General features: G+C 71.2%; 11 protein-coding genes. 6 read left to right on the top strand and 5 right to left on the bottom strand.

Annotated elements, in window-relative coordinates; genetic code table 11:
* The first annotated feature begins 13 nt into the window (after positions 1 to 13).
* Positions 14 to 1,069, top strand: a complete 1,056-nt coding sequence (locus ACWEJ6_RS22540) for a polysaccharide deacetylase family protein (protein ID WP_452425923.1) — start codon at positions 14 to 16, stop codon at positions 1,067 to 1,069.
* 192 nt (positions 1,070 to 1,261) lie between these two features.
* On the top strand, positions 1,262 to 2,743 hold the full coding sequence (rpsA, locus tag ACWEJ6_RS22535) for a 30S ribosomal protein S1 (protein ID WP_352358288.1): 1,482 nt from the start codon (positions 1,262 to 1,264) through the stop codon (positions 2,741 to 2,743).
* Positions 2,744 to 3,107: 364 nt separating this feature from the next.
* Here rpsA and ACWEJ6_RS22530 read toward each other — a convergent pair whose 3' ends face one another.
* Together ACWEJ6_RS22530 and ACWEJ6_RS22525 are read right to left on the bottom strand one after the other, a co-directional pair.
* Positions 3,108 to 3,857, bottom strand: coding sequence for an SDR family oxidoreductase (locus ACWEJ6_RS22530; RefSeq protein ID WP_358293819.1), 750 nt, complete (start codon positions 3,855 to 3,857; stop codon positions 3,108 to 3,110).
* 129 nt (positions 3,858 to 3,986) lie between these two features.
* Positions 3,987 to 4,727: an SDR family NAD(P)-dependent oxidoreductase gene (locus tag ACWEJ6_RS22525; protein WP_452425921.1), complete on the bottom strand. Its 741-nt coding sequence runs from the start codon at positions 4,725 to 4,727 to the stop codon at positions 3,987 to 3,989.
* Between the two features lie 120 nt (positions 4,728 to 4,847).
* Here ACWEJ6_RS22525 and ACWEJ6_RS22520 point away from each other — a divergent pair, with 120 nt between their 5' ends.
* Entirely contained in the window at positions 4,848 to 5,447 is a 600-nt protein-coding gene (locus tag ACWEJ6_RS22520) for a TetR/AcrR family transcriptional regulator (RefSeq protein WP_452425918.1), read from the top strand.
* Positions 5,448 to 5,733: 286 nt separating this feature from the next.
* Here the strand turns inward: ACWEJ6_RS22520 and ACWEJ6_RS22515 are convergent, their stop codons facing one another.
* Both ACWEJ6_RS22515 and ACWEJ6_RS22510 read right to left on the bottom strand, forming a co-directional pair.
* Positions 5,734 to 5,940, bottom strand: coding sequence for a 4-oxalocrotonate tautomerase family protein (locus ACWEJ6_RS22515; protein WP_358293814.1), 207 nt, complete (start codon positions 5,938 to 5,940; stop codon positions 5,734 to 5,736).
* A gap of 292 nt (positions 5,941 to 6,232) precedes the next feature.
* The gene (locus ACWEJ6_RS22510) at positions 6,233 to 6,967 is read right to left on the bottom strand and encodes an SDR family oxidoreductase (protein WP_452425916.1); all 735 of its coding nucleotides are present in this window, start codon (positions 6,965 to 6,967) and stop codon (positions 6,233 to 6,235) included.
* Between the two features lie 111 nt (positions 6,968 to 7,078).
* Here ACWEJ6_RS22510 and ACWEJ6_RS22505 point away from each other — a divergent pair, with 111 nt between their 5' ends.
* The 3 genes from ACWEJ6_RS22505 (at position 7,079) to ACWEJ6_RS22495 (ending at position 11,110) form a co-directional block, all read left to right on the top strand.
* Positions 7,079 to 7,783, top strand: a complete 705-nt coding sequence (locus ACWEJ6_RS22505) for a TetR/AcrR family transcriptional regulator (RefSeq protein WP_387666605.1) — start codon at positions 7,079 to 7,081, stop codon at positions 7,781 to 7,783.
* A gap of 421 nt (positions 7,784 to 8,204) precedes the next feature.
* On the top strand, positions 8,205 to 10,556 hold the full coding sequence (locus ACWEJ6_RS22500; protein WP_452425914.1) for an alpha/beta hydrolase: 2,352 nt from the start codon (positions 8,205 to 8,207) through the stop codon (positions 10,554 to 10,556).
* A gap of 98 nt (positions 10,557 to 10,654) precedes the next feature.
* Positions 10,655 to 11,110 carry a GNAT family N-acetyltransferase gene (locus ACWEJ6_RS22495; protein WP_452425912.1) on the top strand — a complete coding sequence of 152 codons (456 nt, stop codon included), beginning with the start codon at positions 10,655 to 10,657 and terminating at the stop codon, positions 11,108 to 11,110.
* A 385-nt stretch (positions 11,111 to 11,495) separates the two neighbouring features.
* Here ACWEJ6_RS22495 and ACWEJ6_RS22490 read toward each other — a convergent pair whose 3' ends face one another.
* The gene (locus ACWEJ6_RS22490; protein ID WP_452425910.1) at positions 11,496 to 12,068 is read right to left on the bottom strand and encodes a TetR/AcrR family transcriptional regulator; all 573 of its coding nucleotides are present in this window, start codon (positions 12,066 to 12,068) and stop codon (positions 11,496 to 11,498) included.
* Positions 12,069 to 12,094: the final 26 nt, after the last annotated feature.

Raw genomic sequence — 12,094 nt, 5'->3', positions numbered from 1 at the left:
CGCAATCGCGAACGTGGCCGTGGTGACCGTGGCCGTCGTCGGGCTGAGCCTCTTACCTGACGGTGAGACTCCTACTACCCAGGCGTCGGCCCGGGTCGGCGTGATCGCCCCCGTCTCACCCCCGCAGGGGCAGCCGCAGGACACCTCCCAGCCGCCCGGCGTGGTCGCCACCCCCGAGTTCGCCCGGCAGGTGCGCGCCAACGAGGCGGGCCTGGTGCCGGTCATCATGTACCACCGGATCCTGCGCAAGCGCGTGGCCTCCATCGACCGCACCCCCGCCCAGCTCAGGCAGGAGCTGGAGAAACTGGCCAAGCAGGGCTACGTGCCCATCACGGCCAGGGAGTTCGCCACCGGCGACATCCGGGTGCCGGCCGGGCGGTTCCCGGTCGTGCTGACGTTCGACGACGGTCACCCGAGCCACTTCGCGCTCGACGACGCGGGCAACCCCGAGCCCGACACCGCCGTCGGCGTGATCCTCGACGTGGCCGCCCGTTACCCCTCGTTCCGGCCGGCCGCGACGTTCTGGATCAACCGTGAGCCGTTCGGGCTGCGCGACCAGGAGCGGCAGGCGGCCGCGGTGCGGTGGCTGGTCGATCACGGCTTCGAGGTCGCCAACCACACCTGGTCCCACCCGGACCTGCGGCGGCTGGGCAAGAAGAAGGTGCGCGAGCAGATCGTCCGGCTGGAGCGCCTGCTGAAGAAGCTGGGGGCGCCGCCGGACAAGACCCTGGCCCTGCCGTACGGGTCGCTGCCGCGGCCCAAGAAGCTCGCCCGTACCGGCTCCTGGGACGGGACCCGCTATGATTTCGCGGGCGTGTTCCTCGCCGGGGCCCAGCCGTCGCTTTCGCCCTTCGCGAAAAACTTCGACCGTGGGGCGATCCAGCGGATCCAGAGCAACGGCAAGCGGGGAGAGTGCCGCAAGTGGTGCTCGCAGTACTGGCTGGAGTGGCTGAACAAGCACCCTGGCGAGCGCTACGTCTCGGACGGCGATCCCACGCGGATCTCCGTCCCGCGCAGACTACGGGGTAATATCAACCCCAAGCGGGAGTCCCAGATCATCGGGTACTGATGTGCCTCCGGATTGACCCCGTGGCCAAGGTCTCATATGCTGATCGCTGCGCTGTGGGCTCGCGCGCGCCTCAGACGGAGCGGGCTCGCGCTCGGTCACGTCGATGTCGTAATTCCTCGGCTTGATGCGGAAGAGGGCCTGCCGCGCATCCGCCACATCGACATCCTGTCCGCGTTCGGAGCAATTCCACACATGACGTCCAGCACTGAGGCCACCTCGAGCACCCCGCAGGTAGCGGTCAACGACATCGGGTCCGAGGAAGCCTTCCTCGCAGCGATCGACGAGACCATCAAATACTTCAACGACGGCGACATCGTCGAGGGCACCGTCGTCAAGGTCGATCGAGACGAGGTCCTTCTCGATATCGGCTACAAGACCGAGGGTGTCATCCCCTCGCGCGAGCTTTCGATCAAGCACGATGTCGACCCTGCTGACGTCGTGGAGGTCGGGGAGCACGTCGAAGCCCTGGTTCTCCAGAAGGAGGACAAAGAGGGCCGCCTGATCCTGTCCAAGAAGCGCGCCCAGTACGAGCGCGCCTGGGGCACGATCGAGAAGATCAAGGACGAGGACGGCATCGTCACCGGTACCGTCATCGAGGTCGTCAAGGGTGGTCTCATCCTCGACATCGGCCTGCGCGGCTTCCTCCCCGCCTCCCTGGTCGAGATGCGACGGGTCCGCGACCTGCAGCCGTACGTCGGCCGCGAGCTCGAGGCGAAGATCATCGAACTCGACAAGAACCGCAACAACGTGGTTCTCTCCCGCCGCGCCTGGCTGGAGCAGACGCAGTCCGAGGTTCGCCAGACGTTCCTCAACACCCTGCAGAAGGGCCAGGTCCGCAAGGGCGTCGTCTCTTCGATCGTCAACTTCGGCGCCTTCGTCGATCTCGGCGGGGTCGACGGTCTGGTCCACGTGTCCGAGCTGTCCTGGAAGCACATCGACCACCCGTCCGAGGTCGTCGAGGTGGGCCAGGAGGTCACGGTCGAGGTCCTCGACGTCGACATGGAGCGCGAGCGCGTCTCCCTGTCGCTCAAGGCCACGCAGGAAGACCCGTGGCAGCAGTTCGCCCGTACCCACCAGATCGGCCAGGTCGTGCCGGGCCGCGTCACCAAGCTGGTGCCGTTCGGTGCGTTCGTCCGGGTCGAGGAGGGCATCGAGGGCCTGGTCCACATCTCCGAGCTGGCCGAGCGCCACGTGGAGATCCCGGAGCAGGTCGTCCAGGTCGGCGACGAGATCTTCGTGAAGATCATCGACATCGACCTCGACCGTCGTCGCATCAGCCTCTCGCTGAAGCAGGCCAACGAGGGTGTCGGCACCGAGGTCGAGTTCGACCCGACCCTCTACGGCATGGCGGCCACGTACGACGACCAGGGCAACTACATCTACCCCGAGGGCTTCGACCCGGAGACCGGGGAGTGGCTCGAGGGCTTCGACAAGCAGCGTGAGGAGTGGGAGCGGCAGTACGCCGAGGCCCAGACTCGCTTCGAGGCTCACCGCAAGCAGATCGAGGAGGCCCGCAAGGCCGAGGCGGAGGCCGGCGAGGCCGCTCCCTCGTCCTACAGCGGCGAGACCGCTCCTCCGTCGGGCAGCTCGTCGTCGGCTCCGGCCAGCGGCGCGCTCGCCTCTGACGAGGCGCTCGCAGCCCTCCGCGAGAAGCTCGCGGGCGGCCAGAGCTAAGGCTCAGCCTTGAAAGGCCCCGCACGGGTTTCCGTGCGGGGCTTTTTCATGCCCTTCTCCGGGACGGGCCTCGCGCGGGGCTTGCCGTAGGGAGATCGCCGGGGTGGTCATGAGCTGGGCCGCCGTGACGGCGACGGCCTGGTGGTGCTCGTGCCGCACGGCGCTACTCCGACATCGACACACCGTGCCGTGCCGTGAGTAGGTGGTCGTCCTCCGAGACCACTCGCACCGGACGCCGGTCTGCGAGCAGGGGTGTGGCCGCGCCCGAGCGGAGGTCGTGGCCGCCTCAGGCAAGATCAGCGATACGACGACACGTTCGCTGATCCGCGCAGCCAAGACCGTCGGCAGGCCGCTGACATGGAGGTCAGTAGGCGAGTTCCCCGATGCCGCCATCGACGCGCAGGACGGTGCCGGCGGTGTAGGCGGACTCGTCGGAGGCCAGGTAGACGGCCGCCTTCGCCACCTCGGTGGTGGTGCCGATGCGATGCAGGGGCACGGTCCGCCGGAGTTCGTCGTAGATGGCGGCCTGTCGCTCGGGGCCCAGCGACTTGAACGCGTCCGTGAGGGTCGGCCCCGGGCTCAGCCCGTTGACCCGGATGCCCCGGTCCTTCAGCTCATAGGTCAGCCCGCGGGAAAGGGACAGCAGGCCCGCCTTGGCGGCACCGTAGACTGCCGCGTTCTCGTGCCCGACGTAGGCGGAGACCGAGCCGACGAGAATGACCGAGGCCTGCTGTGACAAGAGCGGAAGCAAAGCTCTGACCAGGAAGAACGGCCCCTTGAGATTGGTGGCGACGAGCGTGTCGAACGCCTCCTCGCTCCATTGCTCGATCGGGAGATGGGTGACGTCGGCGGCGTTGCTCATCACGATGTCGAGCTTCGGCCATTCCTGCTGCAACCGCGCCGCGAGCGCCGCCTGGCCGGGGACGTCGCCGGCGTCGCTGACGATGGGCAGCAGCGGGCCGTCCAGCTGCCGGGCGGTCTCGGCCAGCCGTTCCCGTGAGCGGCCGGTGATCGCGACAATCGCTCCCTCGGCGAGGAACTGACGGGCTGTCTCCAGCCCGATGCCGCTCGTCCCGCCGGTGATCAGTGCATGCTTTCCTGCAAGACGCCCCATGAAGTCATCCTCCTGACTGGCGCATAACGCATGGTGGTGGTGATGATGACGGGCCGTCCCGCCATCGCGAGGCACCCGCCAGGGGCCGGCCCCGTACTGCGGACGTGGCTCTGGCCGGTGCGTTCGGGGTCAGATGGCGGTGCGTCCGCCGTCGGCGGCCACGACGGCGCCGGTCACATAGCTGGCCTGGTCGCCATCGATGAAGGCGATGACGCGAGCGACCTCGGCCGGGGCGGCGGCGCGCTTGAGCGCGGTCGTCAGGCCCATGCCGCCGACGTCCGGTCCCATGACCGCCACCACCTTGGAGGTGGTCATGGGGCCGGGCGCCACGGCGTTGACGCGTACGCCGGAGGCGGCGAACTCGGCGGCCCAGGTGCGGGTCAGGGACTCCAGCGCTGCCTTGGTGGCGCCGTAGACCGCCATCGGCGGCATGCCCAGACCGGCGGCGGTGGAGGTGACGTTGACGATGCTGCCGCCCCCGCCGGCGGCCATCTTCGGTGCGAGCTGGGCGACCAGGATGAACGGCGCGCGCACGTTGACCGAGAAGGCCGCGTCGTAGGCGGCGAGGTCCTGGTCGGCGGTCGCGCTGAACGGGACGACACCGGCGTTGTTGACGAGGATGTCCACCGCCCCGGCCTCCTCGGCCAGCCGCCGCACCGCCTGCGGGTCGGCCAGGTCGGCGCCGATGAAGCGTACGGAGCCGGCCGCGCCGGTCCGCACGTCGTCCACGACCTGGGCGCCGCGGCCCGGGTCGGTGCCGGTGATGATCACGTTCGCCCCGCCGGCGGCGAGAACCTTCGCCGTGGCGTGCCCGAGCCCGCCGATGGCGCCCGATCCGGTGATCAGCGCCGTCTTGCTGTGAAAGCCCATGGGGTTCTGCCTCTCCGCCGGTGCGAGCGCCGACGACTTCTATGTGACCGTTCAATAAGTCGCTCGGCCTTCAACGTACAGACTTTTGTGCAAGCGGTCAAAAAGTCGTAACCTGGGCACATGGCACGGACAGGACGCCCTCGCGCATTCGACAAGGACCAGGCGCTGCAGCGCGCGCTGCTGCTGTTCTGGTCGCGGGGTTACGGAGAGACCTCCATCCAGGATCTTGTCGAAGCGCTGGATCTGGAGCGGGGCAGCCTGTACGGCGCCTTCGGCGACAAACGGCAGTTCTACCTGACGGCGGTCCAGCTGTACTGGGACACCTATGAGCGTGAGCTGATCGCGGCGCTGGCGTCCGGGCCGGTGCTGCCGGCGCTGCGCGAGGTGCTCGCCAACCCGGCCCGGACACAGGAGTACGCCTCCGAGGCCGGCGTTCCGCAAGGGTGCATGATCGGCAACACCACCGCCGAACTGGTTCCGCAGGATGCCGAGGCCCGCGAGATCGTCGCCCGCTCGCACGACCGCTTCACCCGGATCGTCGCCGACGCCCTGCGCCGCGCGCAGGCTGACGGCGAGGTCGCCCGGGCCGCCACCCCCGAGGCCCAGGCGCAGCTCCTGCTGTTCACCGTCCAGGGCCTGTCCCTGGTCTCCCGCGCAGGACTCGACACCTCCGTCGCGCTCGCCGCCGTGGACGCCCTGATCGACGCCCTCCGCGCTTGAGCTGCGCCCTCCGCGCTTGGTCTGCGGCCTCCGCGCTTGGTCTGCGGCCTCCGCGCTTGAGCTGCGGCCTCCGCGCTTGAGCTGCGGCCGCTTGGTCTGCGGCCTCCGGCCCACCCGACCCCAGGTGTGGTCACTCACCGTGGCTCGCCCTGCTGTCCGGGATGGCGCGGGTACATCCGCGACTTGGTTGGGCGATTCGGGACAGGTCACACGGTCTCTGCGCTGGGGGCCGGGGTGAGGCTCGGCGGTGGGACCGGGCCGGGGGCGGCCCGGTGCCCCGGACGGGTCAGCTGCGGCCGAGCATGTCCGCGGTGAGGATGTTGCCACCCAGACCCCAGCCGCCGTCCGGAACCTCCTCCAGGAGGACCAGGGTGGTGGCCCGAGCTCGTTCTCCGTAGACGGTGGCATAGGCGTCGGTGACTGCGTCGATGAGCTTCTTCTTGGACTCGGGGGTCAGGGTGTCGGCGGGAACCTTGAGGTTGGCGAACGGCATGTCGGTTTCCTTTCGTGTGGAGATTCAGAGTGAGGCCGCGGCTGGCCGGAGGTCTGCGCTGCCGGCGCGGCGGTAGAACCCGGCGCGGATACGGTCGGATATGGTCGGCGACGATCGAGACGACCTCGCTACCGTCCTGACGGCTCCGGCCCTGGCGCGAGCCGGGCACACCGTCGGCGTCGGCATGAGGCGAATCGCGGACCGCCACGCGCCCGCCGCCACTCCGGAACGGCTCGCCGGCCGAACCCGCTGGAGGTCCCGGTGGCGACGATGGCCTGTCGCGCGGCGGCCATCAGATGATCCCGCCGTTGGCGCGCACGACCTGGCCGTTGACCCAGTGCCCGGCCGGGCTCGCCAGGAAGGCGACGACCTCGGCGATGTCCTCGGGGGTGCCGAGCCGTTCCAGCGGCGGCTGCTTGGCGAGCTGCTGGATCGTCGCCTCGCTCTTGCCGTCGAGGAACAGGTCGGTGGCGGTCGGGCCGGGCGCGACCGCGTTGACCGTGATGTTCCGCCCGCGCAGTTCCCGGGCGAGCACCAGTGTCATCGCCTCGACGGCTCCCTTGCTGGCGGCGTACGCCCCGTAGCCCGGGAACTGCAGGCCGACCACGGAGGTGGACAGGTTGACGATCGCGCCACCGTCGCGTATGCGGCGCGCGGCCTCCCGGGCCATCACGAACGCGCCGCGGATGTTGGTGCGGTGCAGAGCGTCCAGCTCGTCGAGGTCGAGGTCGGCGATGGGGGACAACGACAGCCGCCCCGCCGCGTTGACGACCACATCGACCCCGCCGAAGGACTTCTCGGTCGCCTCGAACATCTCCGCGACGGCGTCCTCGTCGGCCACGTCGGCCTGGACCGGGATCGCCCGGCCGCCGGATGCCGCGATCTCCTCGACCACCTGCGCCGCGGCGGAGGCCGACCCTTGGAAGCCCACTGCGACCGCACAGCCCCGTGCCGCCAGCGCCACCGCGATCGCCTTGCCGATTCCCCGGGAGCCGCCGCTGACGACGGCCACACGCTGGTCACTCATGGAAAACTCCCTGGTTTCTATCGGTGATACGGATTCCCCGTATCGGCGTTACGTGAATCGACGGTAGCACACTTCGTATCGCCGCTATTGATTGGCGCTATCATCGATCGCATGGCAGAGACGGACGCGCTTCGCGCGGCGATGATCGAGGCCGCGGAGCGGCAGCTGGCGTCGTCCTTGGACCATGAGGTGGCCACGCGTGCGGTCTGCGAGGCCGTCGGCGTGAGCCAGCCCGTGCTTTACCGGTTGTTCGGTGACAAGCGCGGGTTGCTGGACGCCGTCGCCGACCACGGCTACGAGCAATATGCCGCGCTCAAGGCCGCCCAGGAGCAGACCGGCGACCCGGTCGCCGACCTGCACGCCGGCTGGGACGGCCACATGGCCTTCGCCCGGGCGAAGCCGGCCCTCTACCAGTTGATGTTCACTCCGCGGCCGTGGTCACACTCGACGGCGCGAGATCGCGTGATGGACCTGCTGGTGGCGGCGCTCACGCGGTGCGCGGCGGCGGGGGCGTTGAAGGCCGAGCCGCAGACCGCCGCTCGGCTGATCCTGTCGGCGAACGTCGGCACCGCCCTCGACCACATCGCCAGACCGGCTCTGTTCGACGACCCCGCGCTGTCCCACCGCATGCGAGACGCCGTGTTCTCCCACGTCCTGACCGGGCCGGCCGCTCAGAACGACGCCGACCCGCTGTACGCCGCCGCGCTGCGCCTGCACGCACAACTCGATCTCACCGGGACCGAGGCCCTGGAACCGGCCGAGACCGCCCTTCTGCGGCGATGGCTTGAGCGCATCACGCAACCCGTCCAAGGATGACGGCCGCGCTCAAGAACACGCTGCCCGCTCGGTCGCCGGCTTTCGCGGCGTAGCGCCCGCTGCCCGGGTCTGCCTTCTCGCTGTTTCCCGACCAGGTACGGACGGCAACGACGCGGAGGCGCTGGTGCCACCCTGGCATGTGGCGCGTCGCCTCCCTCAAGGAGGGGAGGCCGAGCCGCAGGGTGGGCTGGGCAACCCTTGAGGGTCTGATTACAGCCGATCTGTCTTTTCCCTCCTCTGGCCCGAGCGGGGTTCTGTGAGGGGGCGGAGGTTCGGTGGCACGGAGAATCGCCGAGCGGGCGCGAGATTTTACCCATCCACCTTTTACGACTTCTCTACCTGCGAAGACGGCCGCTGGGAAACTGACATGCGGCTGGAGGTACGAGCGTTCGGGGGCGATGCGGTGCGTATGGTTCGGCGCGTGATCCCGGTGGTGGCGGCGGTCACCGTCCTGGTTCCGGCGGCAGGCGGGGGAGTCGGGCAGGCGATGCGCCTGGTCGCCTCGCCGACCCCATGGCCGGAACGCGACGTGACCGAGCTCGCGGAGCCGCGACCCGAGGCGGCCTGGCCGGAGAAGCCCAGGCAGGACACGGCCGGATCGGCTGGGGCGGACGTGGGGGCGACCAGAGCGGCAGGCTCGGAGTTCGGAGCGGCCGGATCGGCGGCGTCGGAGCTCGGGACGGCCGGGTCGGCGGAGTCTGATCTTGGGACGGCCTGGTCGGCAGGGCAGGGGCTCGGAGCGTCTGAGCTCGGGGCGGCGGGGCAGGAGGAGCGGGGCGTTGCCGGGGCGGTGCGGCCGGCGCCTGGGCGGGAGAGGCTCGTCTGGTCCGAGTGCGGCGGTGGGCTGCGGTGCTCCACGTTGCCCGTCCCCGCCGACTGGGCCAGGCCGCGCGAGGCCCGCGTGGCCGTCCGGCTCGCCATGATGCCCGCCCAGGACCCGCTGCGGCGGCTCGGCGCGCTGGTGGTCAACACGGGGGCCGCGTCGGTCGTCCGAGAGGTCGTGGCGCGGCCGGACACCGTGGGCGAACTGGCCAGATGGTTCGACGTCGTGCTGGTCGAGGCGCGCGGGGCCGGGGATGGGGGGCACGCGGGGGCGTGCCCCCGACCCCGGCCGGACCCGGCCCGGCTGCAGGTGGCCGAGGGACGGACGGCCTGGCGCGCGTTCGCCCGGGACAACGCCGTCCACGACCGGGCCTGCCGCGCCGCGCTCGGGCCCGCCTACGCCGGGCTGACGTCCTGGCAGGTCGCCCACGACCTCGATGCCGTACGTGCCGCGCTGGGGGAGTCGCGGCTGCGCTACCTCGGCAACGGCTACGGGAGCGTGTACGGGCAGGCGTACCTGGAGCTGTTCCCCGGCCGGGCCGGGCGGATGTACCTGGAGGGGCTGCCCGACCACACCGAGACCGGGCTCGAACGGCGGCTGCTCGCCCATGCCCGCGCCCAGGAGCGGCAGCTCGGGTACTTCCGCGACTGGTGCCGGAACCGTCCCGGCTGCCCGCTCGGCCGCGCCGACGCCGTCCGGGTGTTCGACGGTCTGGTCAGGCGCGCGCCTCTGCGGCTCGGTGGCGGCGAGCGTACGGTCAGCGGGCACGAGATCGCCGCCGCCGTATGGGCGGGCCTCATGCCCGCACGGTGGCCGGCGCTCGCGCAGGCCCTCTCCAGAGCCCGAACGGGCGACGCCACGGGCCTGGCCGCCCTGCTCCCCGCCGAGCCCCCACAACCGACCCCTCCCGCCCCGAAGGCAGCCACCCCCGGCCCGGGCCAGACGCCCCCCGCAGGGACGGCCGAAGCCCGCCTCAGCGCAGGACAGGTGCCTCCCGGCATGACGGAGGCAACCCCTGGCGCAGGACAGACGCCTCTCGGTACGGCGGGGGCAATCCCCGGCGCGGGGCAGGCCGCTCCCGCAGGTACGGCCGGAACACGCCTCGGCGCGGGACAGGCGGCCCCCGCAGGTACGGCGGGAACACCCCTCGGCGCAGGGCAGACGCCTCCCGCACCGGTCAGCACCCGGCCCTCTGAGGCGCTGCCGGGGAGGTCGGGGGCGACACCTCAGGGACCGGCTGGGGCGACCTCTCGACGCGGAGCGGCAGTTCCTGGAGCGGCGGTCCCGGACACGGCAGTCCCGGACACGGCAGTTCCTGCAGCGGCGGCCCCTGGTGCCGCGGCCCCTGGGGCGGCCTCTGGGGTGGCGGGGGGAGGCGTCGCGTCCGATGCGCGGGCGGCTTCAGGGACGGCGGGGGCGGTGTCGCAGCCTGGGGAGGCGGCTCCCGGTGTGGTGGGGGGAGCGGCGTCCGAGGTGGGGGAGGTGGGGCTGGCAAGTGCGGAGGGGGTCAGGTGGTGTCATGACTTCGGGTTGGCGGCGCCCGGTTATCGCCGGTTCCTTCAGATGGAGGCGCGGCTGCGGAAGGCGGCCCCACGGGTGGGGTGGCTGAGCGGGCGGGCGGAGGTCGCCAGGTGCCTGGGTGCGGCGCGTTCGCCGGCCTGGGCGCCGCACCCGTTGCCAGCCGGGCTCAAGGTGCCCCCGGTGCTGGTCGGCGTGGGACGGCTGGACAACGAGACGCCGTCCTCCGGGGCGGCAAGGGCGGCCGGGCAGATCCCCGGGGCGAGGGTCCTGTGGCACGGGGACGGGCAGGGCGCGTACCTGGCGCAGGGCGTGAGCAGGCTACGCGCCGCCTGCCTGCGTACGAAGGTGCACGACTACCTGGTCAACGGCGTCCTGCCGAAGCAGGGCACGTTCTGCCCGGGCGAGCTCACGGCGGGCAACGCTCCCTAGCCGGCAGCGCGGGAGGACCGTCCAAGGCCGGGCGGCGGGCGGTCGGAGGGCGGGGAAGTCGGCGGTGGCGGTGGGAAGGCAGCAGATAGGGTGCTGGCGTGAAGATCGAACGGGCGGTGGCGGCGGACGCGGGCGAGATCCTCACCCTGCAGCGGGCGGCGTACGTGAGCGAGGCCCAGCTCTACGGCGACCCCTACATCCCGCCGCTCGTGGAGTCGCTGGAGCAGGTGCGCAAGGCCGTCGAGACGGGCGTCGTGCTCAAGGCCGTGGACGCCGGCCGGATCGTCGCCGCAGTGCGCGGGCAGGTGGCCGGTACCACCTGCCTGGTCGGACGGCTGGTGGTCGCGCCCGACCGGCAGGGGCAGGGGCTCGGCACGGCCCTGCTCACGGCGCTGCACGAGCAGGTGCCGGAGGCGGGGGCGTTCGACCTGTTCACGGGGCATCTGTCGGAGGGGAACCTGCGGCTGTACCGGCGGCTCGGCTACCGCGAGACCCGGCGGGAGCGGATGGACGACCACCTCACCCTGATCCACCTGCGCCGCAGCGCAGACTGATCGTTTCTTCGGGGCCTGTCCGGCGCCACGGCGTCCGGGCGGGCGGGGTTGTGGTGATTCCAGGGACGAAGAGCTCGACTCGCGGCCCGTCTCATCACCCAGGACGCCATGACGGCCCCCGACGGGAGCGCCACCGACCCGATCGGTGAGCAGTCGCAGGCGGGTGACCGCTTCGGGCAGAGCCCTGGACGTCACGGCCGACGACAAGGCCGAGGTCGTCGCAGGAGCCCCGGCCCAGAACGGCCGCGCGGGCAGGCCCGCCGTCCCGCGCGGCTCGTCCGGCGGCGTTCCTCGCCACCGGCACCCAGGTCTGCCACGCGGACCAGTTCGGCCCAGCCTCGCCCGACACCGCCTTCGGCAAGCTCCTGGCCCGGTGAACGCGTTGTCAGCCGTGCAGTGATCTCCGCACGGCGGCGTCCACGAGCTGGCGGACCTCCTGCTCGCTGAAGATGTCCGGCAAAGTCAGCCGTTCGACGATCAGCCAGTTCAGGGCGAGGTAGAGCAGGACCACCGAGGTCGAGTCGCCGGGCAGGCCCGACGTCGCGTGGTAGCCGATGTTGGCGTCGATGTCCTCGCGGATGCGCTTGGTGAGCACGGCGCGCAGCTCAGGACGCCGGGTGGACTCCAGCCGCAGTTCGAGCAGGGCCAGGTAGCCGGAGTTGAAGGCGGTGACCCGGTCCACCAGCTCGTGCATGAGCTCGGCGTAGCGGGCCTCGTCCTGCACGCCCTCCTGGCCGCGGGCGAGCGTGGCCTCGTCGGGCAGCAAACGTTCGTAGATGCGTCCGCCGACCTGGGTGAACAGGTCGTCGCGGTTGGCGAAGTAGTTGGAGGCCGTGCCGGGGGGCACCGCCGCCTCGGCGTCGACGGCCCGGAACGTCAGCCCGCGGGCTCCCTCCCTGGCCAGCACCTCGATGGCCGCGTCGATCAGCGCCTGCCTCCGCTCGGGATTCTTCCGCACTTGACACCACTCCAGACGTAGTACTA

It is taken from the genome of Nonomuraea sp. NPDC004702 (genome assembly GCF_053601695.1).
Note: the sequence above shows the minus strand (reverse complement) of the source record. Positions and strands in the feature narration are given on the sequence as shown.

Coding starts and splice junctions, on each gene's coding strand:
- rpsA (WP_352358288.1), top strand. CDS start 1,262: ATGACGTCCAGCACTGAGGCCACCTCGAGCACCCCGCAGGTAGCGGTC.
- ACWEJ6_RS22530 (WP_358293819.1), bottom strand. CDS start 3,857: ATGGGGCGTCTTGCAGGAAAGCATGCACTGATCACCGGCGGGACGAGC.
- ACWEJ6_RS22525 (WP_452425921.1), bottom strand. CDS start 4,727: ATGGGCTTTCACAGCAAGACGGCGCTGATCACCGGATCGGGCGCCATC.
- ACWEJ6_RS22520 (WP_452425918.1), top strand. CDS start 4,848: ATGGCACGGACAGGACGCCCTCGCGCATTCGACAAGGACCAGGCGCTG.
- ACWEJ6_RS22515 (WP_358293814.1), bottom strand. CDS start 5,940: ATGCCGTTCGCCAACCTCAAGGTTCCCGCCGACACCCTGACCCCCGAG.
- ACWEJ6_RS22510 (WP_452425916.1), bottom strand. CDS start 6,967: ATGAGTGACCAGCGTGTGGCCGTCGTCAGCGGCGGCTCCCGGGGAATC.
- ACWEJ6_RS22505 (WP_387666605.1), top strand. CDS start 7,079: ATGGCAGAGACGGACGCGCTTCGCGCGGCGATGATCGAGGCCGCGGAG.